This is a genomic window from Rothia sp. HMSC065C12, from assembly GCF_001812085.1.
GTDB classification, from domain to species: domain Bacteria; phylum Actinomycetota; class Actinomycetes; order Actinomycetales; family Micrococcaceae; genus Rothia; species Rothia mucilaginosa.
The window spans coordinates 142290-167171 of record NZ_KV807679.1; the positions used below are offsets into that span (position 1 = coordinate 142290).

The 24882-nt window shown below is 58.6% G+C and carries 24 protein-coding genes; 6 read left to right on the forward strand and 18 right to left on the reverse strand.

All coding sequences use genetic code 11. The features are described from left to right. Window positions 1-13: 13 nt before the first annotated feature. Both tsaE and alr read right to left on the reverse strand, forming a co-directional pair. Window positions 14-619, reverse strand: coding sequence for a tRNA (adenosine(37)-N6)-threonylcarbamoyltransferase complex ATPase subunit type 1 TsaE (tsaE, locus tag HMPREF2836_RS06605; RefSeq protein ID WP_070629917.1), 606 nt, complete (start codon window positions 617-619; stop codon window positions 14-16). Further along, complete coding sequence (gene alr / locus HMPREF2836_RS06610; RefSeq protein ID WP_070629918.1) at window positions 619-1932, reverse strand: alanine racemase; 1314 nt, start codon at window positions 1930-1932, stop codon at window positions 619-621. Before alr ends, tsaE begins: the two co-directional genes overlap by 1 nt. Window positions 1933-2076: 144 nt before the next feature. Between alr and HMPREF2836_RS06615 the strand changes: the two genes are divergently transcribed. From HMPREF2836_RS06615 to HMPREF2836_RS06625, 3 genes are all read left to right on the forward strand, one after another. Beyond that, window positions 2077-3339 (forward strand): glycosyltransferase, encoded by a 1263-nt coding sequence (locus tag HMPREF2836_RS06615; protein WP_070629919.1) that lies wholly within the window; start codon window positions 2077-2079, stop codon window positions 3337-3339. 28 nt (window positions 3340-3367) lie between these two features. Further along, window positions 3368-4150 (forward strand): phosphatase, encoded by a 783-nt coding sequence (locus HMPREF2836_RS06620; RefSeq protein WP_070615091.1) that lies wholly within the window; start codon window positions 3368-3370, stop codon window positions 4148-4150. Window positions 4151-4657: 507 nt separating this feature from the next. After that, a complete protein-coding gene (locus HMPREF2836_RS06625; protein ID WP_070615092.1) occupies window positions 4658-6139 on the forward strand; it encodes a sugar transferase in 1482 nt (493 codons plus the stop codon). A gap of 216 nt (window positions 6140-6355) precedes the next feature. Here HMPREF2836_RS06625 and HMPREF2836_RS06630 read toward each other — a convergent pair whose 3' ends face one another. The 3 genes from HMPREF2836_RS06630 to glmS form a co-directional block, all read right to left on the reverse strand. Further along, the gene (locus tag HMPREF2836_RS06630) at window positions 6356-7942 is read right to left on the reverse strand and encodes a bifunctional ADP-dependent NAD(P)H-hydrate dehydratase/NAD(P)H-hydrate epimerase (RefSeq protein WP_070629920.1); all 1587 of its coding nucleotides are present in this window, start codon (window positions 7940-7942) and stop codon (window positions 6356-6358) included. Between the two features lie 70 nt (window positions 7943-8012). Continuing rightward, window positions 8013-8450: a holo-ACP synthase gene (locus HMPREF2836_RS06635; RefSeq protein WP_005505045.1), complete on the reverse strand. Its 438-nt coding sequence runs from the start codon at window positions 8448-8450 to the stop codon at window positions 8013-8015. A 277-nt stretch (window positions 8451-8727) separates the two neighbouring features. Then, complete coding sequence (gene glmS / locus HMPREF2836_RS06640; RefSeq protein WP_049353762.1) at window positions 8728-10611, reverse strand: glutamine--fructose-6-phosphate transaminase (isomerizing); 1884 nt, start codon at window positions 10609-10611, stop codon at window positions 8728-8730. 183 nt (window positions 10612-10794) lie between these two features. On the opposite strand from glmS, the gene coaA reads away from it, so the two are divergent. The 3 genes from coaA (at window position 10795) to mscL (ending at window position 13532) form a co-directional block, all read left to right on the forward strand. Continuing rightward, complete coding sequence (gene coaA / locus HMPREF2836_RS06645) at window positions 10795-11751, forward strand: type I pantothenate kinase (RefSeq protein WP_070615103.1); 957 nt, start codon at window positions 10795-10797, stop codon at window positions 11749-11751. A gap of 151 nt (window positions 11752-11902) precedes the next feature. Then, window positions 11903-12859, forward strand: a complete 957-nt coding sequence (locus HMPREF2836_RS06650) for a M15 family metallopeptidase (protein ID WP_070629921.1) — start codon at window positions 11903-11905, stop codon at window positions 12857-12859. Window positions 12860-13151: 292 nt separating this feature from the next. Further along, entirely contained in the window at window positions 13152-13532 is a 381-nt protein-coding gene (gene mscL, locus HMPREF2836_RS06655; protein ID WP_049331947.1) for a large conductance mechanosensitive channel protein MscL, read from the forward strand. A gap of 179 nt (window positions 13533-13711) precedes the next feature. Here the strand turns inward: mscL and glmM are convergent, their stop codons facing one another. From glmM to map, 13 genes are all read right to left on the reverse strand, one after another. After that, window positions 13712-15070, reverse strand: a complete 1359-nt coding sequence (gene glmM, locus HMPREF2836_RS06660; RefSeq protein ID WP_070629922.1) for a phosphoglucosamine mutase — start codon at window positions 15068-15070, stop codon at window positions 13712-13714. 241 nt (window positions 15071-15311) lie between these two features. After that, a complete protein-coding gene (gene ppk2 / locus HMPREF2836_RS06665) occupies window positions 15312-16379 on the reverse strand; it encodes a polyphosphate kinase 2 (protein ID WP_070541458.1) in 1068 nt (355 codons plus the stop codon). 180 nt (window positions 16380-16559) lie between these two features. Further along, the gene (gene rpsI / locus HMPREF2836_RS06670) at window positions 16560-17051 is read right to left on the reverse strand and encodes a 30S ribosomal protein S9 (protein WP_070541455.1); all 492 of its coding nucleotides are present in this window, start codon (window positions 17049-17051) and stop codon (window positions 16560-16562) included. A gap of 31 nt (window positions 17052-17082) precedes the next feature. After that, window positions 17083-17526 carry a 50S ribosomal protein L13 gene (rplM, locus tag HMPREF2836_RS06675; protein WP_005505035.1) on the reverse strand — a complete coding sequence of 148 codons (444 nt, stop codon included), beginning with the start codon at window positions 17524-17526 and terminating at the stop codon, window positions 17083-17085. Window positions 17527-17890: 364 nt separating this feature from the next. Continuing rightward, window positions 17891-18856: a tRNA pseudouridine(38-40) synthase TruA gene (truA, locus tag HMPREF2836_RS06680; protein WP_070615115.1), complete on the reverse strand. Its 966-nt coding sequence runs from the start codon at window positions 18854-18856 to the stop codon at window positions 17891-17893. Window positions 18857-19031: 175 nt separating this feature from the next. Then, window positions 19032-19685, reverse strand: a complete 654-nt coding sequence (gene rplQ / locus HMPREF2836_RS06685) for a 50S ribosomal protein L17 (RefSeq protein WP_005505032.1) — start codon at window positions 19683-19685, stop codon at window positions 19032-19034. Between the two features lie 105 nt (window positions 19686-19790). Further along, window positions 19791-20783 (reverse strand): DNA-directed RNA polymerase subunit alpha, encoded by a 993-nt coding sequence (locus tag HMPREF2836_RS06690; protein ID WP_005505031.1) that lies wholly within the window; start codon window positions 20781-20783, stop codon window positions 19791-19793. 138 nt (window positions 20784-20921) lie between these two features. Beyond that, window positions 20922-21329 (reverse strand): 30S ribosomal protein S11, encoded by a 408-nt coding sequence (gene rpsK, locus HMPREF2836_RS06695; RefSeq protein ID WP_005505028.1) that lies wholly within the window; start codon window positions 21327-21329, stop codon window positions 20922-20924. A gap of 68 nt (window positions 21330-21397) precedes the next feature. Continuing rightward, window positions 21398-21766 (reverse strand): 30S ribosomal protein S13, encoded by a 369-nt coding sequence (gene rpsM / locus HMPREF2836_RS06700; RefSeq protein WP_005505026.1) that lies wholly within the window; start codon window positions 21764-21766, stop codon window positions 21398-21400. Window positions 21767-21945: 179 nt separating this feature from the next. Next, window positions 21946-22059, reverse strand: coding sequence for a 50S ribosomal protein L36 (gene rpmJ, locus HMPREF2836_RS06705; RefSeq protein ID WP_004005257.1), 114 nt, complete (start codon window positions 22057-22059; stop codon window positions 21946-21948). A gap of 124 nt (window positions 22060-22183) precedes the next feature. Further along, the gene (gene infA, locus HMPREF2836_RS06710) at window positions 22184-22405 is read right to left on the reverse strand and encodes a translation initiation factor IF-1 (protein ID WP_005505018.1); all 222 of its coding nucleotides are present in this window, start codon (window positions 22403-22405) and stop codon (window positions 22184-22186) included. A gap of 286 nt (window positions 22406-22691) precedes the next feature. Beyond that, a complete protein-coding gene (gene rlmN / locus HMPREF2836_RS06715; protein WP_070629923.1) occupies window positions 22692-23906 on the reverse strand; it encodes a dual-specificity RNA methyltransferase RlmN in 1215 nt (404 codons plus the stop codon). A 124-nt stretch (window positions 23907-24030) separates the two neighbouring features. Beyond that, window positions 24031-24870 (reverse strand): type I methionyl aminopeptidase, encoded by an 840-nt coding sequence (map, locus tag HMPREF2836_RS06720; RefSeq protein ID WP_070629924.1) that lies wholly within the window; start codon window positions 24868-24870, stop codon window positions 24031-24033. Window positions 24871-24882: the final 12 nt, after the last annotated feature.

Consider the following 24882-nt stretch of genomic DNA (forward strand, 5'->3'; position numbering starts at 1 on the left):
TAACGCGCGGGCTCTAGGCGCTCTGCAGGGCCTCTTTCAATGCGTCAAAAGCGTGCTCCCAGCGGGGGCCGAAGGCGCGCACCCGCAGCAGGCGAGGTTCGGGGGTGTCCGCGTCCTCGTCGCTTTCGTCCTCGTCTTCGTCGTCCCAGCTGAACTCTTCGGCGCCCGAGTAGGCGAAGCGCGCATCCGCGCCGGTCAGGCGGGTGAAGTCCAGCTCCAGGCGGGAATCACTCAGGTGCTCAGCCTTATCGCGGCCCCATTCGATGACGGTCACAGAGCGCGGCAGGGAGAACTCCAGATCCAGGTCGTCGAGCTCTTCGGCACTGGAGAGGCGGTAGGCATCCACGTGCACCAGGTCGGGGCCGCCGGGGCGGGGGCCGTCCGGCAGGTTCGGGTGCACGCGCGAGAGCACGAAGGTCGGTGAGATAACGCCTTCGCGCACGCCCAGGCCTTCACCCAGGGAGCGGGTGAACGTGGTCTTGCCCGCACCGAGCTCGCCCGAGAGCAACAGTACATCCCCGGCGTTCAGGTGCTGCGCCAGGGTGAGCGCCAGGCGGCGGGTATGGTCGGGGCCGGTCACATCCAGGTCGAGTGCGGCAGAAGTGTACTCAGCGCTCATTAGCCCTCCTGCTCCTGCCCGGTACCCCACAGCTCGTTCAGTTCAGCTTCAACCCAGGAGCCGCCGACGTAGAGGCGCTCCACGCGGGACGAAATGCGGGTCACGATTTCGTAGTTAATGGTCTGCGCGGCATCCGCCCACTCTTCCACGGGCGGGTTCTCACCGGTACCAAAAAGGATGGCGGGCGCCCCCAGGTAGCCCAGGGCGGGGTCACTCAGACCGGGTTCGCCCAGGTCAACGACCATCTGGTCCATGGCGATGCGGCCGACCACGCGGTAGGTCTTACCTTCCGCGTTGTTAGGCACGGAGCCGTTCTCCGCGTTCTGCGCGCCCGGGTAGATGCGCACCGGCGCGTTCTCCGCAATGCGCGGCACGCCGTCAGCGTAGCCAAGCGGTACCAGCGCCAGGGTGGTTGCCTTGGGAGTGTGGTAGCGCAGACCGTAGGAAACGCCCTGACCTGCAGGAACTTCCTTCACGGCGGCAATGTAGCTACCCACCGTCATGACGGGCTTCAACCCCAGGTCCTCAGCGGTCACCTCCGGCAGCGGGGAAAGACCGTAGAGCGCCAAACCGCAACGCACACCGTCACCGAGCAGACGCTCCTCCGTGTCCCAGCCCTCCAGCGAGGCGGTCAGGGTCGCCGGCGAGTTCGCCAAATGCACGATCTTCGGGTCCAGACCAGCTTCACGAGCCTGAGCCACAAAAGTATCCAGGGTGTCGAGCTGCTGAGCAGTCTCGGCGCGGGTCGGCTCATCAGCAACCGCCAAGTGGCTAAAAATACCTTCAACCGTAATCAGCCCAGACTTCTCCAGGGAGGCGGCGCGAGCCACCAGCGCGGGCCAATCCGCCGCGGTCGCACCGTTACGACCCAGACCGGTATCAGCCTTCAGATGCACGATAGCGCGCTCGCCGGTGCGTTCAGCGGCGGCGGCTACCGCCTCCAGGTCCCAACCGGAAACACCCAGGCGGATCTTCTCCTGCAGTGCCGCCTCAAAATCGGTGGAGGGAGTGTGTAGCCACGCCATGAGCGGCACCTCAATACCGTCAGCACGCAGTTCCAGCGCCTCGTTCACGTGCACCACACCCAGCAGGTCAGCACCGGCGGCAATAGCCGAACGTGCCACCGGGTACGCGCCGTGACCGTACGCGTCCGCCTTAATCACTGCAATGAGCGCGCGGTCGCCAATAAGTTCCTTGAGGCGGCGCACATTATGTTCTAGCGCATCAAGGTCAATCGTGGCGCTTCGCTCTGCCTCTGCTGGGGTACAGGGCGGGCAGTAGAGCGGTTTGGCAGGCTGCTGAGGGTGAGTCATGGTCCTTCACGGTCCTTCTGACGGGCGGGTACTACAGGCTGCGCTTGGTCAGCCTCTCTTCTACTAAATTCTAGACCTCCCGGTGTGCGAAAGTCCTATCGCGCTACACTAGGTCAGGTACACCTTTGAGAGAGGAAAGCATCGATGAGCACTCTGCCGCCGGTTCGGACGGTTCATGTGTATTCCATGCACACCGACCCCTTTGCGCAGCCCGGTAGCGGAGATGCAGGCGGCATGAACGTCTATATTGCCCGGTCGGTGCACGCCATGCTGGAGCTCGATCCGGAGCTGCGGGTTGAGGTTTTCACCCTGGACCGCGGTGAGGCGCTTCCGGCTGATTCGCCGTTCCGTCAGCCTCCTCAGCCCGGCGAGCGCATTGTGCGCCGCAGCCTTGATCTTCCGTCCGCTCGTGGTCTTTCGAAGAACGAGTTGGCTACGGTCACCGATGATTTTGCGCGGGCGTGCGTGGAACAGGCACTGTACACCCCGGATATTATTCACGCCCACTATTGGCTATCTGGTCAGGCTGCGGCTCGTGCATCCCAGCTGTGGTCGGCTCAGGGCGTTGACTTCCCGGTTCCCGTTCTTTTCACTCCGCATACGACGGCTGCCGCCAAGGATGCGCGCCGCGGCGAAGGTGAAGCACCCGAGCCTGAGGAACGCTACCGAGCCGAGCGCCTCATGAGTAGCTCCGCGAGCCGGGTAATTGTGAACACTCCCCTGGAGGCGCAGCAGATGGGCGAGTACTACGGTACGGACGCGCAGAAGCTTGCCATTATCCCGCCGGGTGTTGACACCTCGATTTTCCATACGATTCCGGGGGTGCATCCGCTCAACGACACCTCGGAGACTCGTTGCCGCATTGTGTTTGCCGGTAGGCCTCAGCCGTTGAAGGGCCCGCATCTGCTGGTGGAGGCGCTCGCACTGCTCCCCTCCGACTTGCAGGTGGACGTGGATATTATTGGTCGCTCCGATTCGGATTATGAGCGCCGCCTGTTGCAGCGTGCAGCTGAGCTGGGTGTGGCAGATCGGGTGCATTTGAAGGACCCGGTTCCGGCGTCTGAGTTGGCGAATATTTTCCGTGCCGCCGATATTGTGGCATCCCCGTCGTCGTCTGAGACGTTCGGGCTGGTCGCTTTGGAAGCGCAGGCGTGCGGCGCGGCGGTGCTCGCTACGGATGCTGACGGTCTGCGCTTTGCGGTGGAGAACCACCGTACGGGCCTGCTGGTGGCGCCTCGTACTCCGCAGCGTTGGGCTGCGGCTATTGAGCGTCTGGTGCGTGCCCCATATCTGCGTCATTCGTTGGGTGCGAACGCCGCTGCGCGTGCCCGCACGATGGGTTGGGAGCAGACGGCGCGTAAGACCCTGGAAGCTTATGCCGAGGTACGTGAGGGTATCTCGCAGTAATGTATTTTTCACGTTGTGAGGAGTTTTAATGTCTTTCTCGATGAGCCGCGATGAGTTCGCCGCGTACCTGGATTCTGTGCGTATTACCGGCGAGGTGGCAACCGCCCGAGAGAATAACCTGGACCATATTCAGGGTTTCCTGGACGGTAATGAGCACCTTGAGTTTGGTGTGCAGTGGACCCGCGAATGGGATTACGATTCGGTGTTTGAGGTGATGGTCCGCCGCGCGGGTCTGAACCCGGATCGTTCGCATACTCACGGTCAGGACACTATTGGTGCCAAGCAGTGCATCAGCGCGCTGGAGGAGTACGCCCGCATCTTCGGTGAGGCGGTGCGTGCGGGTTCTCGTATTCTGTTTGCGACCGGTCACCCGGCGGGTCTGTTCCCCATCTATGCGGTGATGGCTGCGGCTGCGAAGGCTGCCGGCGCTGAGGTTCTTCAGATTGAGGAGGGCGAGCGCTTCCTGGACGGCGATGTCCGTCAGATTATGGATGTCGTGATGTTTGAGCAGTACGGTAATCTGCAGCATACGCATTTCCCCGGCCCGATGCGCATCGCGCTGGATCAGTTGAAGGCGCGCGGTGTGACTCCGGATCTGGTGGTTTCAGATCACGGTATGGCTGGTTATGCGTCCTCGACCTGTAAGCTGCTGACGATTGGTATTGCGGACTGTAATGACCCGGGTCTGTTTGTGGCGGCTGAGCAGGGGGACCTGCCGGTGTGCGTGCCGATGGACGATAACGTTCCGCCGCGTCGTTATGAGCCGATGATTGATTTTATTTTGGATCGTGCGGGGCTTGAGCGTCCTTAATGTCCCTTTTACACCGTGTGTGTAGGGTTTGTTGTTGAGCCTCCGGGGTTTGTCGTTTTATATGCCGGTTATTGTTTTTCTGCAGGCGTGTGAAATAGTCTGGTGTTTTTAGGAGTTTCTTAGCTTCACTAGGCATTCTTCTCGGGGGCTCTTATTCTCTTCTTTTTCTGTGATTGATTTCATCACGCGGGAGCGACTTTACGGCTTTATTCTTCGAGACGTAAGACCCCCGACCCCGTAGAATAGTTTACGGAACACGTTTATGCGCTCTGTGGGTTCATATAACGCTCCACTAGGCGTCTAACCAGCGCCTTTACCGTAATCTCTGCCATTATTCACTCAGCAAGATTAAGGGTTCACTCATTCATTCAGAACATAGACTAGGACACGTCTCCCTTACACCGATAATTAGGGGTAAATGTGCCTATTCGCCGCTCTCAGTCCACGACACAGGACAAATTTCCGGGGAAGATTACACCGTTGAAAGTACAAGATCGTCTTAAAAAAATGTGGGGTGCAGACTTCGTCGTCAAGCGAAGCTGGCATCCCAAGGTTCAGCGCGCCCTTTACTTTGGCGATTTTCTCGCCATTGTTATCGCGGTTGTCGCTGCGCATCTGATTCGTTTCGGGTGGGAGAATGCTGACCTGCCCTATGTGAACGTTTGGCCTATTAACGCCTTGGATGGCCGTATTCCCGCTATTGATTACATTTTCCTGGGCGTCGGTATGGTCATCGGCTGGTGGTTTATCCTCCAGGTGAACGGCTCCCGTAGCCTGCGCATCATGGGTTTCGGCAACGAGGAGTACCGTCTCATTACTCGCGGTAGCACCTATTTCTTCTGCCTGCTGATTATTGTGGCGTTCTTCCTCAAGGTTGACGTCACCCGCATGTACTTGTTGATTGCTTACCCGCTGGGTCTGTTCCTTCTGCTCGTTGAGCGTTGGCTGATTCGTCAGGGTCTGGTGCGTTCGCGTACCCGCGGTCGTGCGCTCACTCGCGTCATGATTATTTCTGATGTGACGACCGGTCAGCACCTGTATAAGAACCTGGAGGGCGTGGTTGCTTCCGGTCTGTCCCCCGCTGCGTTCTATCTGCCCGGTTTCACCCCGGGTACCACTGTTGCTGGCGCACCGATTCCGGTGCTTGGTTACAGCACTTCTCCGGCTGACATTATGGATGCTATCCGCGAGAACGATATTCATATGGTTGCTGTTACGAATGGTCACCACTTGAGCCCGGATCAGGTTCGCCTGCTGGGTTGGAAGCTGGCTGATGCACATATTTCGCTGATTATGGCTCCTGCGACGACCGATATTGCTGGTCCGCGTATGCACATGCAGCCGTTGAACGGTCTGCCGCTGGTGCACGTGTCGACTCCGCGTATTACCGGCCTGTCGGCGTTCTTCAAGCGCACCGTGGATGTTGTGTCTTCGGGTCTGGGTTTGATTCTGCTCTCTCCGCTATTCCTGGTGGTGGCACTGCTGGTGAAGCGTGATGGTGGCCCTGTCTTCTTCCTGCAGAGTCGTGTGGGTCTGAACGGTGAGCTTTTCAAGATGGTGAAGTTCCGTTCGATGCGTACTGACGCTGAAGAGGTCAAGAAGCGCCTCATGGAGCAGAACGAGGGTAACGGCGTGCTCTTCAAGATGAAGGACGACCCGCGTATTACTCCCATTGGTAAGTTCATCCGTAAGTACTCGATTGATGAGCTGCCTCAGCTGTGGAACGTGTTCATTGGCGATATGTCGCTGGTGGGTCCGCGTCCTCCGCTGGTTGAGGAAGTTGAGCAGTACGAGGACATTGCGTACCGCCGTCTGCTGGTGAAGCCGGGTATTACCGGTCTGTGGCAGGTTTCGGGTCGTAGTGATCTCTCCTGGGAAGAGTCGGTTCGTCTGGATCTCTACTATGTTGAGAACTGGTCGCTTACCGGTGACTTCATTATTCTTCTGCGTACTGTCCGTGCGGTTTTCGCTAAGGAAGGCGCGTACTAAGAAGGATGGTGGGAGTTTCTCCCGCTGGTTCGTATGCCGGTTTTTAGTGATGCTGTCCCGGCACAGGCAGCTCGGCATCGTGTATTGATATAAGCGCGTTGAAGGGGCGTGAATCCATTTCCGGTGGATTCACGCCCCTTCTGTGTGCCCAGGGTATCTGGTCAGCTCTTCGCTTCTAGACAAGCGTCAGAACATCAGGGCGCTAGTTCCGCTCCCCTATTCGGCGATGAGGCGTGCGATGACTTCGGGGAGCATCTGCGCAACGCGGGTTGCGGGTGCCGGGCCGGGCAGAGCGTCCTTGACGCTTCCGGTGGCGCTGGCGCGTGCTGCTTCACCATGCAGGTAGACTGCGAGCGCGCCGATGGAGGCGAAGGTGCAGCCTTCTAGGGCTTCTCCGCGGGCGTCGAAGGCGGCTACGGTTTGGGCGAGCAGGGCGCCGTAGATGCCGGTGAGGGTGTCACCGCTGCCTGCGGTGGCGAGCCAGGGGCTTCCTCCGGCAACGCTGTAGGTGGCGCCGTTGGGTGCCGCAATGAGCGTGTAGCCGCCCTTGAGCATGACGGTGGCGCCGGAAAGTTCGGAGGCGGCGCGTACCCAGCGGAAGGGTTCTGCGTCGATATCCTTGCGGCTGGGTACGATGGCGTCACCCAGGTGCTTCTTCCAGGTTTCGGGGGCGAGCTCGTGCACGATGCGCAGGAAGCGTTCGAGCTCTGCGGCGTGCGGGGTGAGGATCTTGTGGGAGCCGAGGTGCTTACCGGTTGCCAGGTATTCTGCCGCCAGGTCGCAGGCGCCCGCGTCGAGGATGGCGGGTTCGGGCGAGTGGAGCAGGTAGCGGTTCTTATCCAGCGAGTCGTGGCTAGAGCCAGATCCGCCGGCCCAGACGGTGACCCTCTGCAGGGCGGGGGCGCCGCTGAAGTAGACGGTTTCGGGGTTGTGAGCAATCATGAGCTGGCGTAGCTCGTGAGAGTTGGCGTTGAAGCGGACCATGCCCACGCCGGTGTTGAGGGCTGCGCGTACACTCATGAGGGCCGCGCCGGGGTATTCGAGGCTACCGGTGAGCATGCCCAGTACGCCGCGGGTGTACTTGTGGGAGTGCTCGTCGGGTACTTCAATGAGTTCGCGGTAGTCTTCGCGCTCAAGGACGCGCAGGGCGGGCTTGTGGGAATCGAGGGCTTCGGGAACGCCCAGGTCGTAGAGTTTGATGTCTCCGGAGTGGACGCTGTGGCAGGTGCCTGCCGGTAGCTTGTGGCCGATGAAGGTGACGGTGCGGTCGGCGCGCAGGGAGGGTTCGTGCACGGTTCCGCGGTTGTTGTCGACTCCGGAGGGGGTGTCTACTGCGAGGACTGCGCCGAGCTTACCGTCGAGCTGCGCTGCACGGAGTACGCCCAGGTATTCGCCGGCGCTACCGCGTACGGCGCCGCTGGAGCCGGTACCGAGGATGCCGTCAATGGTCAGGTCGTAGCCGGTAAGGTGTTCGAGGGTGTGTTCGGGGTCGAGTACGCGGGTGCCTTCGCCACCTTCGCGGGCGATGAGTTCGAGGTTCTTTTCGCTGGGGTCGAAGATGACTGCGTCAACGCGGTGGCCCTTGGCGCTGAGGCGGGCGCCGGCGTAGATGGTGTCTGCGCCGTTGTTGCCCGGGCCGATGAGGAGCAGGATTTTGGCGTTTTCTGTGCCGTGGAGTAGCTCCTGCGCTTCGGCTGCGACGGCGTCTGCGGCACGTTGCATGAGGTAGCCGTCGTAGTCGACGGCTTCGATGTAGGGCTTTTCTGCTTCGCGTACCTGGGAAGCAGTGTAGATGAGCTTCATTGCTGTCTCCTTGGGTGGCACCGTGCGGGCCTTAGGGGTCACCTGGTTGTGGTGTTGGTGTGACTCTGCGTTAGTCGTCGGTGTCGTCACCGGCGATGACGCTGAGTCGGTAGCTTTCGGGGTTGAACTTTTGCAGGTGCGCCAGTTCTGCGTCGCTGAGGTATTCGGCGGTTGCGATGGCGATGGCCATGGGTTCGTCGTGGGTCAGCGAGAGGTGAATGCGGTTGATGCCGAGTTCTTTGGCTCGGCGGGCGATGGTGCCCTGAATGATGAGGTAGGGCTGGCCGCTTTCGGCGGTGGCGACTTCGCAGTCTTGCCAGTTGAGTCCGGCGGGTGCTCCGAGTACTTTTGCGACTGCTTCTTTAGCGGCAAATCGTACGGCTTGGGAGCGTACGTTCCGGGTGCGTTCGTTGGGGGTGAAGACGCGGCGGACGAAGGCTGGTGTTTCGGTCACGATTCGCTCGAATCGTTCAATGTTGACGGTATCTACGCCGATTCCCATAATCATGAGCTTCACCTTTTACGGTAGGGGTGGTAACCGCGTCCTGTTTGCGGTTTCTCTTGTTTTAAGTCTAGCGAGATTCGTTTCTTTTAGGTGGGATAGCGTCAAATATGACGCATGGTTGATGTCTGTTTCACAGCGTCATTTTTGTTGGTTAATCCACGAATAACCGCCCGATTAAACGACAAGGGCGGTGGTTGAGTTCTTAGAGAACTCAACCACCGCCCTTTCGTTATCGCCGAGGCAATTTCCGAGGATTACTCCAGATGATTACTTCTGAGGATTACTCCACGGTCACGGACTTTGCGAGGTTACGCGGCTGATCAACGTCCAGGCCCTTAGCTTCTGCCAGTGCGCATGCGAAGATCTGCAGGGGCACGGTTGCCAGCAGGGGCTGTAGCAGCGAGGGGCATGCCGGGACGGTGATGAGGCGGTCTGCGTAGGGCTTGACGGCCTCGTCGCCTTCCTCGGCGATGACGATGGTGAAGGCGCCGCGTGCGCGCACTTCCTGGATGTTGGAGACGACCTTGCCGTGCAGGGAGTCGCGACCATTTGCGGAGGGAACCACCACGATAACCGGCTGGCCTTCATCGATCAGTGCGATGGGGCCGTGCTTGAGCTCGCCTGCTGCGAAGCCTTCAGCGTGGATGTAGGTGATTTCCTTGAGCTTGAGTGCGCCTTCCATTGCGACGGGGAAGCCCACATGGCGGCCGAGGAAGATCACGGAGGAGGCATCCTTCATTTCGACGCCCAGTTCCTTGACCTGGGTGTCGTTGTCGATGACCTTCTGGATCTTTGCGGGCATGTTCTGCAGCTCGGCGAGGATCGAAGCGATTTCGTCCTTGTACTTGTTGCCGCGCAGCTGTGCCAGGTACAGGCCGAGCAGGTATGCTGCGGTGATCTGTGCCAGGAATGCCTTGGTGGATGCCACTGCGATTTCGGGGCCTGCGTGGGTGTACAGGGCAGCGTCGGATTCACGGGGCAGGGTCGAGCCGTGGGTGTTGCAGATGGAGATAACCTTTGCGCCCTGTTCGCGTGCGTGGCGCACTGCCATCAGGGTGTCCATAGTTTCGCCGGACTGCGAGAGTGCCACGATGAGGGTCTTCTCGTTCACGATGGGGTCGCGGTAGCGGAACTCGTGTGCGAGCTCGACCTCGGTGGGGATGCGGCACCAGTGCTCGATGGCGTAGCGTGCCACCTGGCCTGCGTATGCTGCGGTACCACATGCAACAACGATGATCTTGTCAATCGAGCGCAGCACCGAGTCGTCGATGTTCAGCTCGTCGAGGGTGAGGTTGCCGTTCTCGTCGAGGCGGCCCATGAGGGTCTGTTCAACTGCGGTGGGCTGCTCGTGGATTTCCTTCTCCATGAAGGAGTTGAAGCCGCCCTTTTCGGCTGCTGCTGCGTCCCATTCGATGTGGAAGGGCTTGCCCTCTGCGGGGTTACCTTCGAAGTCGATGATGGAGTAGTCAGTGCCGGTGATGGTCACGATCTGGTCCTGACCCATTTCGACGGCTTCCTTGGTGTAGTCAATGAACGCGGAGACGTCAGAGCCGAGGAAGTTCTCGTTCTCGCCCAGGCCGATAACCAGCGGGGAGTTGCGGCGGGTTGCCACAACGCGGTCCGGGTGGTCGGCGTGGATAGCCAGGATGGTGAATGCACCTTCGAGGCGGTTGGATGCGACGCGTACTGCCTCGGTGAGGTCACCGGTACCGAGCTTGTTGTAGATGCTTGCGATGGTTGCTGCAGCTACCTCGGTGTCGGTCTGAGATGCGAACTCTACGCCTTCGGCGAGCAGTTCGGCACGCAGTTCTGCGAAGTTTTCGATAATACCGTTGTGTACGACGGCGAGGCGGCCGTTGTCGACAACGTGGGGGTGAGCGTTGTTGTCAGTGGGTCCACCGTGGGTTGCCCAACGGGTGTGACCGATACCAATCTGGGAGTCAGGCAGGGGGTGTTCCTTGACCTCGTTCTCAAGGTTCAGGAGCTTACCAGCCTTCTTACGGAATACGATGCCGTCGGGGCACACGAGTGCCACGCCAGCAGAGTCATAGCCGCGGTATTCCTGACGGCGCAGACCTTCGAGGACCACATCGTATGCGTTGTGGTCAAACTTGTTACCGTCCGGAGCAGTGTCCAGACCTACATATCCTACGATTCCACACATGCTATAAGTTTATCCCACAAGTATCCAGATATGCGCACGGTGAAATACCGTTATGCGTCACGTTTAATGTGGCTTTCCTAGCTTTTCAGGTTTTACCCTTTTCTTTCCATCAATTTATTTCTACAAACAAACCGTGAGGGTGGGTATTTTCCCCGCGGGCTGAAAGTTCGTACACTTAGATAAATGAGCACCGCACCGTATTTTTCTGGCGATGACCGCTTCATGCATCTTGACCGTTCCCGTTGGTCGCACCTAGCCAATGAGATTTCTGTCCCCCTCAGTGCTGAGGAAATTGAGTCTCTTCGTGGTCTGGGTGAAACTGTCGACCTTGAAGAGGTGCAGCGTATTTATCTGCCGGTTTCTCGCCTTCTTAATCTGTATGTAACTGCCGCATCCTCGCTGAACCATATGACGAATGATTTTCTGCATGTGTCTCAGCGTCGCGTCCCGTTCATTATTGGTGTGGCGGGTTCTGTTGCTGTGGGTAAGTCGACGACGGCTCGTATTTTGCAGGCTCTTTTGAGTCGCTGGCCTTCGACTCCGAAGGTTCAGTTGGTGACTACGGATGGTTTCTTGTACCCGAATGCGGAGCTTCAGCGTCGCGGCATTATGCACCGCAAGGGTTTCCCGGAGTCTTATGATCGCCGCGCCCTGTTGAATTTTGTGTCGCAGGTGAAGTCCGGTGCCGAGCGTGTGGTGGCGCCGAAGTATTCGCACCTGTATTACGACATCATGCCGGATGAGCATATTGAGGTCACGGCACCGGATGTTCTGATTCTTGAGGGTTTGAATGTTTTGGCGCCTTCTCAGGCTGAGGGTCCGGAGACTTCCGATCTGACGCTGAGCGATTTCTTTGATTTCTCTATTTATGTGGATGCCCGCACTGAGGATATTGAGCGCTGGTATGTGAATCGTTTCTTGACTCTGCGTTCTTCGGCTTTTGCGAATCCGGAGTCGTATTTCAAGCGTTATGCGGAGCTGAGCGATGAGCAGGCGGTTGAGGTAGCGACCGGCATTTGGAAGAGCGTGAATGAGCCTAATCTGGTGCAGAATGTTTTGCCGACTCGTGCTCGTGCGCATTTGATTCTGCAGAAGGGTGCCGAGCATACCGTGGAGCAGGTTCTTCTGCGTAAGAACTAGAGGTTCTTTAGGTTTTTAGTGTTCGTGTGCGGCTTTTAGCCGGTATTGTGGTGCATTCTAGTAGAAGGCGCCGGAGGCTCCACTCCCTCGCGGGGTGGGTTTAGGCTTCCGGCGCTTTTTGTTTGCATCTACGCCATGATGAGGAGTTATTGTGAAGTCTCTGCACCGTACGTCTACCGCTCAGGAGTCTCTTAATAGTTCTGCGGTTAATAGTTCTGCAGTGAACCGCCGCACCCTCTTGGGTGCCGCTTTGGGGGTTGGCGGTACCGCGTTGTTGGCGGCTTGTGGCTCGCAGGGTGGTTCACAGGGTCAGGGTGCCTCCTCTTCATCTTCTGCAACGAGCGCTTCTGCGTCTGAGTCTGCGACGGCTTCAGCGGCTTCTTCTAGTGCCTCTTCCACTGCGGCGACCTCTTCTGCCGCGCCCTCCCCTGTTGCTTCTGCAACCAGCGCTTCTGCTACCAGTGCTTCTGCAAGTGCTTCGGCTTCTGCGAGCGCGTCTTCTTCCCCGTTGGCGCTTGCCCAGCCGAGTGTTGAGTCTCAGCCGGATTCTTTGCGTTGTCTCGTGAATAAGATGCGCCCCTTTGCGCAGCAGGATTGGGAGCCGAGTGACCTGGTGGAGTTCTACGGTCATCAATTGCGTGCTGAGGCGGCTAAGGCGGCGGACACGATGATTGATGCGGCGGCGACCGATGGCGTGACTCTGCTTGTTTCTAGCGCGTATCGTTCGTATGCGGTGCAGCAGCAGACCTATCAGTATTGGGTTTCGGTGAACGGTCAGCAGGTGGCGGATCAGTTGTCTGCTCGTCCCGGCTATTCGGAGCATCAGACGGGTTTGGCGATTGATTTTGCTTCTCCTGAGGGTTGCCGTCTGGAGGAGTGTTACCGCGATACGCTGGCTGGTCAGTGGTTGGTGAAGAATGCTCCGCGTTACGGATATATTTTGCGTTTCCCTGATGGTCGTCAGTCGGTGACCGGTTATCGTTTTGAGCCGTGGCATTACCGTTATGTGGGTGTGCAGATTGCTCAGGAGTATGTGTCTTCGGGTGCGAAGACTTTTGAGGAGTTTATCGGTACGGGTGCGGCACCCAATTATGCAAGTGCGAGCTAGGGTCTGGGCTAATCTTTCGGCTTTGGTCGGTGCGCCAAGTGGTGATGCGTGTCGTATTTCTGGCTTCCGTGTCAGAAATAAATAGGCACAGTAGATGCATATTTTTTCGCGTACACGCCGCGTAAATCCGCGATTTTTCGCAGGTTTCAGAGATTTTTACTCACCTTTATGTGACCTAGACCTTAAGTATTGGGTACCACAGAACCACTGTGAAGAAAAACACATGCTTTACAACGAAAATTTTCTCAGAATATGGCATTTTCTGAGGCGAAAAGGCGCTATTCTATATCTCATGCTTAAGGGTTTTAAAGATTTTGTAATCCGCGGTAACGTCATCGATCTCGCAGTTGGTCTGATTATGGGTACCGCCTTCACCGCTGTGGTGACCTCGCTTGTCCAGGCCGTCCTGATGCCGGCTATCTCCATGCTGGTTGGCTCCCCCAACTTCGACAACTTCCTGGTCTTCGGCCAGATCAAGGTTGGCGTGTTCCTGACCGCTATTGTCAACTTCATCCTGATTGCAGTTGCTGTGTACTTCGCAGTTGTTGTGCCCACTCAGAAGCTGACTGAACTCGCGCTGGCTAAGAAGAAGGCTGAAGACGAGGCTATTGAAAAGGAAGAGACCGAGCTTGACCTCCTGAAGGAGATCCGCGATGCTCTGGCAAAGAAGTAATTTCTCTGCTCTCTACCACTAATTTTTTAGACCCCCGTATCCCCTGTGGATACGGGGGTTTTCCGTATCCTCGTCCCCCCTCCCCCCGCCCAAGATAACGAAGAAGGGCTGGGAAGGTGTTACCTTCCCAGCCCTTTCTCTATCCTCCATTCCGGTCTTCGCGCCGGAAGAGAATACGTTTAGAGTGCCAGTTCCTTAGCCACGACGTCAGCCAGCTGCTGAGCAACCTCATCGGCCTGTTCCTGGGTTGCAGCTTCAACCATCACGCGAACCAGAGGCTCGGTGCCGGATGCACGCAGCAGCACGCGGCCGCTCTCACCCAGTACGCCTTCAGCCTCGCTCACGGCGGTGGCGAGCGCCTCGTTGGTCTTGACCGCCGCACGGTCAACGCCCTTGACGTTGATCAGGCGCTGCGGGGTGGGCTGCATGCGGGATGCCAGCTCCGAGAGGGTCTGACCGCTACGAGCCACCTCTGCAGCCAGCTGGATGCCGGTCAGAACGCCGTCACCGGTGGTTGCGTAGTCGCTCATGATAACGTGGCCGGACTGCTCGCCACCGAGGTTGTAGCCGTGCTCGCGCATAGACTCGAGGACGTAGCGGTCGCCCACAGCGGTGCGGCCGAGGGTAATGCCGTGCTCGCGCAGGTACAGCTCCAGGCCCAGGCTGCTCATCACGGTTGCGACGAGGGTGTCCTTTGCGAGCTTGCCTTCGCGCTTAGCAGCAACAGCAAGGATCGCCATGATCTGGTCGCCGTCTACCAGGTTGCCCTTTTCGTCAACTGCCTGGCAACGGTCGGAGTCGCCGTCGTGGGCGATGCCGAGGTCCGCGCCGTGCTCAACGACTGCTGCCTGCAGCTTCTCGGGGTGGGTGGAGCCCACGCCGTCGTTGATGTTGGTGCCGTTGGGCTCTACAGCCAGTGCGATAACCTCTGCACCCAACGCTTCGAAAGCTGCGGGAGATGCTGCGTATGCCGCACCGTTTGCGCAGTCCAGAACAATCTTCTTGCCTGCGAGGGGCTTGCCTTCGGGCAGGGTGGAGACCAGGTGCTTCACGTAAGCCTCGGTACCGTTCTCCAGGGTCTTGACGGTACCCACAGCGCCACCGGTCGGGTAGCGGAAGGACTTCTCGCGGTAAACGCGTTCAATGGCGTCCTCAACGGAGTCTTCCAGCTTCTGGCCGCCTCGGGCCAGGAACTTAATGCCGTTGTCCGCTGCCGGGTTGTGCGATGCAGAAATCATCACGCCGAAGTCAGCACCGGTGTGTGCCACCAGGTAAGCTGCTGCGGGGGTGGGGACAATGCCGGCGTCCAGCACGTCAACACCTGCGCTAGCGAAGCCAGCCTTCATCGCAGAGACAATAAAGTCTGCAGAGGATCGGGAGTCATTTGCGATCACGGCACGGGGGCGTACACCCTCTTCTACCGTGTCAAAGCCCAGAACAATAGAAGCCGCCTGCGCGAGCTCCATAGCCAGGGCGGGAGTAATTACATCGTTTGCCAGACCGCGTACGCCGTCGGTTCCAAAAAGTCGTTCAGTCACCTTTTTATTTTACGATGTGCATAACTCTCCTCAGGCGTATACACCGTATTTTCTTCAGAATCAGAAAGTGATTTTCAGCGGCTACATATCTGCTTCATAGCCAATGTTTCTATAGACACGCAAAGGTGCCTGTTCTCAGTTCCCAGAGAGGGAAAAGAGAGCAGGCACCTTCACAGCGCAAGCTGTTTAGCGGTTATACCGCCGCAGGGTTGAGTTGTTGCTCTCCCCTATCTATCAACGCTTACTTGACGACGGGGAAGCCGTCGGGGGAGTCACCGGACTCGTCCTCGAAGACGTGTGATGCGGAGCGAACGATCAGCGAGTCGAGCTCGCCCACGACTGCCTCGTCCTTGGAGGGGTAGTCGAACTGGGAGAGCACGTAACGCATTGCTTCCAGACGTGCGCGCTTCTTGTCGTTGGACTTGATAACGGTCCAGGGGGCGTCACCGGTGTGGGTGTAGAAGAACATTGCTTCCTTTGCCGCGGTGTAGTCGTCCCACTTGTCCAGAGATGCCAGGTCGGTGGGGGAAAGCTTCCACTGGCGGACCGGGTCGGTACGGCGGGAGGTGAAGCGTGCGAGCTGCTCTTCGCGGGTGACGGAGAACCAGAACTTGATGATATGAATACCGGAGTTCACCAGCATGCGCTCCAGGTCCGGAACTTCGCGCATGAACTCGAAGTACTGTGCCTGGGTGCAGTAGCCCATAACGCGCTCAACGCCGGCACGGTTGTACCAGGAGCGGTCCATCAGGACGATTTCGCCGCCGGAGGGCAGGTGCTTGATGTAACGCTGGAAGTACCACTGGGTCTGTTCGATATCGGTCGGCTTCTCCAGTGCCACAACGCGAGCGCCACGGGGGTTCAGGTGCTCGGTGAAGCGCTTGATGGAGCCGCCCTTACCTGCTGCGTCGCGGCCTTCGAAGATGATGAGGATCTTCTGACCGGTGGACTTAGCCCAGAGCTGCAGCTTCAGCAGCTCAATCTGCAGGGCACGCTTTTCCTTCTCGTATGCCTTACGGCTGAGCTTGGTGTCGTAGGGGTAACCCTTCTTCCATGCCTGCGAGGTTTCGTCGTCCTTCTTGTCCTTGCCGAGGGCGCGGGTGAGGGAAGCCATTTCGTCCAGCTCTGCCGAGTAGTCTTCGACAACGGAGGTGCGGCGTGCCTGGGGCTTCAGGGCTTCCTTGATGGCTTGTTTCTTCTCAGAACCGGTGTGTGCGTGTGCGCCTTCAGCGGCGTGCTGGTGGGCTTCAGCCTGAGGAGCCTCCACTGCCTTCTCTTCGGGCTGGGTGGAGGGATTCTGCTCTGCCATGAGTACTCTTTTCTTCCTGTCTGCTTTGACTCTTTAACTCTACCGGTGTGCTCTTCGATGAACAAACGTAACAGTTATATGCACCCTATAACCTTGTAACGCTCACGGTGAGTAGATACGCAAAACGCCCCGAATCTCCCGAAGGAGAAGCGGGGCGTAACGCTTCGTGAAAACCAGCGATTAACGCTTGGAGAACTGCGAAGCCTTGCGTGCCTTCTTAAGACCAGCCTTCTTACGCTCGATGACGCGTGCGTCACGGGTCAGGTAGCCAGCCTTCTTCAGTGCGGGGCGGTTGTTTTCGCGGTCGATCTCGTTCAGTGCACGAGCGATACCCAGGCGCAGAGCACCTGCCTGACCGGAGGGGCCACCACCGTTGATGCGTGCGATGACGTCGTATGCGCCCTCAAGCTCCAGGAGCTTGAAAGGCTGGTTGACGTCCTGCTGGTGCAGCTTGTTGGGGAAGTAGTCTTCCAGGCTACGACCGTTGATGGTCCAGTTGCCGGAACCGGGCACAACGCGAACGCGTGCCACTGCTTCCTTGCGGCGACCAACTGCTGCGCCTGCAACAGTCAGGGCCGGGCGTGCTGCCTTAGCCGCTGCGGGAGCAGCGGACTCCGAGGTGTAGCTGGTCAGCTCTTCCTCGACTACGATCAGCTCTTCGTTCTGAGCCACGATTTCTCCTATTGTTTCTCGTAGGCCCGAATTACTGGGCGACCTGGTTGAATTCGTAGGTCTTGGGCTGCTGTGCCGCGTGCGGGTGCTCGGGGCCAGCGTAGACCTTCAGCTTCTTGAGCTGCTGTGCAGCAAGCTTGTTCTTGGGCAGCATGCCCTTGACAGCCTTCTCAACCGCGCGAACGGGGTTGGTCTCAAGCAGCTCTGCGTAGTTCACGGACTTCAGACCGCCGGGGTAACCCGAGTGGCGGTATGCACGCTTCTGCTCGAGCTTTGCACCGGTCAGGGCGACCTTCTCAGCGTTCACGATGATAACGAAGTCACCGGTGTCAACGTGGGGAGCAAAAGTCGGCTTGTGCTTACCGCGCAGCAGGATAGCGGTCTGGCTTGCGAGGCGGCCGAGAACAACGTCGGTGGCGTCAATGACGTGCCACTGGCGCTCGACTTCGCCGGGCTTGGGAGTATAAGTGCGCAAAATATTGGCCTTTGTCTCGAAATGTACATACGGCGCTTAGTTGGGTATCGCGCCTTTTACTTACGTGCATGACGAACACCCGGGTGAGGACCGAGCTGCCGCCCGTTCTGCCCGTACTCTAGACCGCCTTAACGTCCTGCAACTAGACAGCGATTTAGAGCGCGCTCGGGTAGAACACGCACAACATATCAAGACTATACAGGACGTCGAGTGCTTAATCCACCGCCAAAGCCTTAAAAATAGGGCTTTTTTGTCTTAAACACATTTTAAATTCCATCCGTGTAATTCACCCGGGGTAGTTGCGCTCCCCCGCGACGCTTCACGGCGCATGAGCAACGTGACGGGGCTCAATATATACAGGGCGTTAAGCGCTCTGCGCTTCGTGGTCCTCTCGCTTTGCTCGAGCACGTTCCGCCTGCTCTCCATACAACTCCGGGGCAGGGTAGTAAATCTCAGCTAGTGCCAGAGCATGCGGAGGCGCAAGAGTCAGCGAAGCTTCGCGTCCCGGGTTCTCGATCCGCTCACGCAACCAGGCCGCGTCACGTTTACCCGTGCCGTAGAGCACCAACGCACCCACAAGTGAACGCACCATGTGATGACAGAAGGCATCAGCCACCACACGCACCTCAATAAGGCCACTTTCAGCACGAGTGAAGCTAAGCTCTCGCAGCTCACGAATCGTGGTCGCGCCTTCACGCGGCTTGCAGAAGGAGAGAAAATCACGCAGGCCGAGTAGCTGCTGCGCCGACTGGTTAAGATCAGCACAATCCAGGTGCTCAGGTACCGCCCAGGTGTAGGTACGGTGCAGAGGATTAAGACCGTCCGCCGCGCCATCTGCAATGCGATATACGTAGCGGCGACCGGTAGCCGAGAAGCGCGCATCAAAATCGAAGGGAACCCCAGTGACGCGGTGAATCTGAATAGCGCCCTGCAGAATGCCGCGAACGTTCTTCGGCAAGTTCAACTGCTCTTCCGCATCGTAGAGGCAGCGCTGAAGAGCACCGGTGAGGCGGCGGCCCAGGGCAGCCGTCGGGTCGTCCTCCCCCGTTCGACCTTGCAGGCGAGTCCAGTCCTCATCGTTCAGATCGCAATGCAGGGTCTGGGCTTCCGCATGCACACCGGCATCAGTTCGACCCGCGACCACCACGCGGTGAGGCGCCCGCAAAATCAGTTCAAGGGCATTCTCAATGACCCCCTGCACGGTAACCAGGTTCGGTTGGGCAGCCCACCCGCTAAAAAGAGAACCGTCGTAGGCACAATCAATTCGCACGCGGTGCGTAGCAGTGAAGGGCTGTTCTTCACGGTTCTCTAAAGCAGTAGCGTTATGCATTGGTGTGCCTTTCAGCGGTAAAGGACGGTTGAAGAATACGGTTCGGCTCTTGTATTAGCGAATACGCAAAGAACCGTCTCCTTGTTAAGTATGCAGATACACCAATCCGCCGCCCACAGCAGTGGACGGCGGATTGACATATTTTAGGCTTAGCCTAAATCAGCTGGGATCCGTATTACTCGGAAACCTTCTGTGCTGCTGCGCCACCTGCGGGGGCGTAACCTGCAGCCTCTGCCGACTCAGCGGAGTCGAACCAGATTTCAGCCTTGGTGCTGGAGTACCAGCGGGAACCGGGCACGTGGTACTTCATGGAATCGGCGTTACCCTTAACCTCGAAGCCCTCGGGAGCCTCGCCGGACTCCAGGGGTGCGTGGGAACCTGCCGGCAGGCCCTCAGCTGCTTCAGCCTTGGGAGCCTCAGCTGCCTTCTCAGCAACCTTGGTTGCCTCAGCAACTGCACCCTTGGTTGCAACGGGCTCCATGACGAGCTCGATGACTGCCATGGGAGCGTTGTCACCCTTACGGTTACCGATCTTGATGATGCGGGTGTAACCACCGGGGCGCTCTGCCATTGCCGGAGCAATAACGGTGAAGAGCTCGTGCACGACGGACTTGTCGGTGATGGAACGCAGCACGCGACGGCGAGCAGCCAGGTCGCCCTTCTTACCGAAGGTGATGAAGCGCTCTGCCACCGGACGCAGGCGCTTTGCCTTGGTCAGGGTGGTGGTGATGCGCTTGTGCTGGAACAGCTGCGCCGACAGGTTGTTGAGCATGTGGCGCTCGTGGGTCGGGGAACCGCCGAGGCGGGGACCCTTAGTGGGAGTAGGCATAGTTAAATCTCCATAGTTGCGTTCCCTAACGCCCCAGCAGCGGAGCCTCTTAGGGAATCAAGTTTGACTGATCCCGGTGGAACCGGGTGAACTATTCGGTCGAAATTATTCGCCGGAACCGTCTTCGTCATCAAGCGGGCGTGCAGCAGGCTCGAAACCGGGAGGGGAGTCCTTCAGAGCCAGGCCGAGCTCGATGAGCTTTGCCTTGACCTCGTCAATGGACTTAGCACCGAAGTTACGGATGTCCATCAGGTCAGCTTCACTGCGGGTCACGAGCTCACCCACGGTGTGGATGCCCTCGCGCTTGAGGCAGTTGTAGGAGCGGACGGACATGTTCAGGTCCTCGATCGGCAGTGCCAGATCAGCGGCCATGGACTCGTCGGCGGGCGACGGGCCAACTTCAATACCCTCAGCTGCAATGTTCAGCTCACGTGCCAGGCCGAAGAGCTCGACCAGGGTGCTGCCTGCAGAAGCAACGGCGTCACGCGGTGCGATGGCTTCCTTGGTTTCGACGTCCAGGGTCAGGCTGTCGAAGTCGGTGCGCTGCTCAACACGGGTCGCGTTCACGCTGAAGGTAACCTTCAGAACCGGGGAGTAGATGGAGTCAACCGGGATACGGCCAATCTCGCCATCGCCGACCTTGTTCTGAGCTGCAGTCACGTAGCCGCGACCGCGCTCGATAACCAGCTCAGCGTTGAAGTTTGCCGAGGCGTTCAGGGTTGCCAGGTGCAGTTCCGGGTTGTGGATCTCCACGCCAGCGGGAACCTCGATGTCGCCTGCGGTCAGTTCACCTTCGCCCTGCTTGCGCAGGTAGGCCACGACGGGCTCGTCGTTCTCAGAAGAGATGGAGAGCTTCTTGATGTTCAAGATGATCTCAGTGACGTCCTCGGTCACGCCGGGAACGGTGCTGAACTCGTGCAGCACACCATCAATGCGGACGCTAGTAACAGCGGCGCCGGGGATGGAGGACAGCAGAGTACGGCGGAGGGAGTTACCCATGGTGTAGCCGAAACCGGGCTCCAGAGGCTCGATGGTGAAGCGCGAGCGGTTGGGCGCTACGACCTCTTCAGTCAGAGTGGGGCGCTGTGCAATAAGCACTTTGTTTCCTTTCGGTGAGCTCCGCTATATGAGCCCACAGGTTGGGGAAAACATATCTTAGGAAGCAGACGGGTGTCTGTACTCTCCGGGCACAACTCCGTGGAGCGTACCCGTCGAGGGATTAGGTCAGGAACCTAATTAGACGCGGCGGCGCTTCGGGGGACGGCAACCGTTGTGTGCAACGGGGGTAACGTCCTGAATCGAACCGACCTCGAGGCCTGCAGCCTGCAGGGAGCGGATTGCGGTTTCGCGACCGGAACCGGGGCCCTTGACGAACACGTCAACCTTGCGGACGCCGTGCTCCTTGGCGCGGTTTGCAGCAGCCTCAGCAGCCAGCTGTGCGGCGTAGGGGGTGGACTTACGGGAGCCCTTGAAGCCCATGTCGCCAGCGGAGGACCAGGAGATCACTGCACCGGTGGGATCGGTGATGGAGACGATGGTGTTGTTGAAGGTCGACTTGATGTGAGCCTGACCAGCAACGATGTTCTTGCTAACCTTGCGGCGGTTGGTCTTACGAGCTGCCGCAGCGCGAGTCTTGGGAGGCATTTTTGATTCTCCTACAAAGGTTTTCTAATACGTTGGTCGGATAGAGATATCCAACAGAGCAACGTTGCTTACTTCTTCTTACCTGCGACGGTACGCTTCGGGCCCTTGCGGGTACGTGCGTTAGTCTTGGTGCGCTGACCGTGAACCGGCAGGCCGCGGCGGTGGCGCAGGCCCTGGTAGGAACCGATTTCAACCTTACGGCGGATGTCAGCTGCAACCTCGCGGCGAAGATCACCTTCAACCTTGTAGTTGCCTTCGATGAAGTCACGAAGTGCCACGAGCTCCTGGTCGGTCAGGTCCTTGACGCGGGTGTCAGGGTTGACGCCGGTAGCAGCGAGGGTTTCGTGTGCACGGGTCTTGCCCACGCCGTAGATGTAAGTGAGAGCAACTTCCACGCGCTTTTCGCGGGGAATATCAACTCCAGCGAGACGTGCCATACTGGCTTCTCCTTGTTGTTTTCCAGAGGTCTATAGCATCACTGCCCGGGTTGTTCTGACCCGGTCCCCGGCCTCTGAGTCCGGAGGTATCCGAAGGCGCCTCGTTGGCGTTGCTTCGGAGCGGTGCCTATGACAATTCCGCCCTCTTATAGGGCGGCTATGAAGTCAGCTGCTAGGGATTAGCCCTGGCGCTGCTTGTGGCGCGGGTTTTCGCAGATCACCATGACCACACCGTGACGGCGGATCACCTTGCACTTATCGCAGATCGGCTTAACGCTCGGCTTGACCTTCATCGCATTCCTTTTGATTGCAACTTGATTACTGGCGAGATAAGAGGTTCCCTCACTTACGTTGGGGAACTGCGTTATCCCTTTGAACACGATTTAAACGCCGCCAGGGGCGACGTTTATCTCGGGTTTACTTGTAACGGTAGACGATACGACCTCGGGAAAGGTCGTAGGGGCTCAGTTCCACTACTACTCGGTCCTCAGGCAGGATGCGAATGTAGTGCTGACGCATCTTGCCCGAGATGTGCGCGAGAACCTTGTGGCCGTTATCCAGCTCAACACGGAACATCGCGTTGGGCAGAGCTTCAACCACAGAGCCTTCAATCTCGATGACGCCGTCTTTCTTAGCCATATCCTCCGCTAACGTCGGTGCCCGTCGCAGGTGCGGCGGGCAAATGTATCTTCTGTTTGTGAGCTCACCTCGGTGAGGCGCTAGGGCGTTTTAAGGCGCGCTTAACACTGGCACAAACAACCAACTGTTAACTCTACGGCAAAGACCGTGGAAAAACAACCGTGATTTTTATGACATCAGGCACTTAAGGTTTAAAAGGAAGAAGCCCCTCCCCCACGCTCCAGGAAGTCTTAATGACTTCCCTCCGCAGGAAAGGGGCACCGTTCACCGGTCGCAGCTCAGCCGCTTAGTCTTCCTTAGCAGCCAGCTGACCGCATGCACCATCAATATCGGAACCGCGAGTATCACGAATAGTCGTCGGAATACCGTGGGCACGCAGACGCTCCACAAAGTTCTGCTCAACGCCCTTACGGGATGCCGTCCACTTTGAACCCGGGGTCGGGTTCAGCGGAATCGGGTTCACGTGCACCCAGCCACGGCCGCGCTGCGCCAGCTTCTTACCGAGCAAATCCGCACGCCAGCCCTGATCGTTAATATCGCGAATCAGCGCGTACTCAATGGAGACGCGGCGGCCGGTCGTACGGTAGTAGTCGTACGCAGCGTCCAGAGTCTCGTCAACCTTCCAACGCTGGTTAATCGGGATTAGCTCATCACGCAGCTCATCATCCGGAGCGTGCAGAGACAGCGCCAAAGTAATGGGCAGCTTCTCCAGCTCAAACTTACGAATGCCGGGCACCAGACCCACGGTCGACATGGTCAGACCACGAGCAGAAATACCGAGGCCCTCGGGCGAAGGGTCAATCAGGCGGTGCACAGCACCCATGGTTGCCTTGTAGTTAGCGAGCGCCTCACCCATACCCATGAAGACAATGTTGGAAACACGCAGCGGACGAGTATCCTCAGAACCGCCTTCTGCTTCTTCCAGGCCCTTCATCTGCTTCAGGTAGCGGGCACCGGCAACGACCTGCTCCACAATTTCTGCAGTGGACAGGTTACGGGTCAAACCCTGCTGACCGGTTGCACAGAAGGGGCAGTTCATACCGCAGCCAGCCTGCGAAGAGATGCACATGGTCACACGGTTGTCATAGCGCATGATGACGGACTCGATGAGCGCACCGTCAAAGAGGCGGTGCACAACCTTCAGGGTGTCGCCACCGTCAGCTTCCAGGGTACGGACCGGGGTCAGAAGCTGCGGCATCGCCTGGGCAACCATCTGCTCGCGGTCCTTAGCCGGCAGGTCAGTCATCTCTGCGGGGTCAGTGACCAGACGCTCAAAATAGTGCTTGGACAGCTGGGACGCACGGAACGACTGGTAGCCCAGTTCCTTCAGAAATTCGCGGCGGCCAGCCATATCGAAGTCAGCGATGTGCTTGGGCGGCTTCGCACGGCGCGGTGCTTTCAGGGCAATCTGGCCGGGTGCGGGGCGAACGTTCGAGATTTCAACCGGCACCTTGGTCGCAGCGGGCGCGGATGCCTCGCTGCTGTTGAGAGTTTCGCTCATGGAGCTTCTTCCTTGTGATGTGGATGCTTTCGGATGCGCTATCACGCACCAGACCGGATTCGCCGGTTTCTTCGGGTGGAGGTGGGGCAGCTAAAGGTGGGTTCCCCTCCCCCAGTGGTGGGACTTAGGCGGGGATCGGAACCGGGGTTACGCCGAAGCGAGCAAGTTCGCTTGCGCCGCCATCTTCTGCGGTCAGGACCCAGATGCCTTCGCTGTGCACAGCAACGGAGTGCTCCCACTGGCATGCATCGGAGCCGTCAACGGTCACAACGGTCCAGTCGTCAGAGAGTACCTTGGTCTCGATGGAACCGGTGACGAGCATCGGTTCGATAGCGAAAGCCATGCCGGGCTTGATCTTCGGGCCCATGTCACGTACTGCGTAATTCAGTACGTCCGGCGCCATGTGCATCTGGGAACCGATACCGTGGCCCACGTAGTCTTCAATGATGCCGTACTTGTCGCCGTATTCTTCGGTCACGTACGCTTCGATGGCAAGACCAATTTCGCCGACCTTCTTTGCGGTTGCCAGAGCAGCGATACCGTGCCACATTGCCTCGCGGGTGACGGCGGAGAGCTCTGCGCGGGCTTCGCTTACGTTGTCACCAACCAGCACAGTACGTGCCGAGTCACCGTGCCACTGGCGGTTGGTGGCGGGGTCGATGACGTATGCGCCACCGTCGATGGAGAGAATATCGCCGTCCTTGAGCACGTAGTCGCCGGGGATGCCGTGAACAACCTCGTGGTTGACGGAGGTGCATACGGTCGCCGGGTAGTCGTAGTAGCCGTAGAAGTTGGAGGTGCCACCCAGCTCCAGCATGGTGCGTTCAAAGGCGGCGTTCACCTCTGCGGTGGTTACGCCGGGGCGGGCTGCCGCCACTGCCGCATCGAGTGCACGGCTGGTAATGACGCCTGCACGAGCCATCTGCTGAAGCTGTGCATTGGTTTTGATTTCGACTCGTGCCATTCTGGCTCCTTA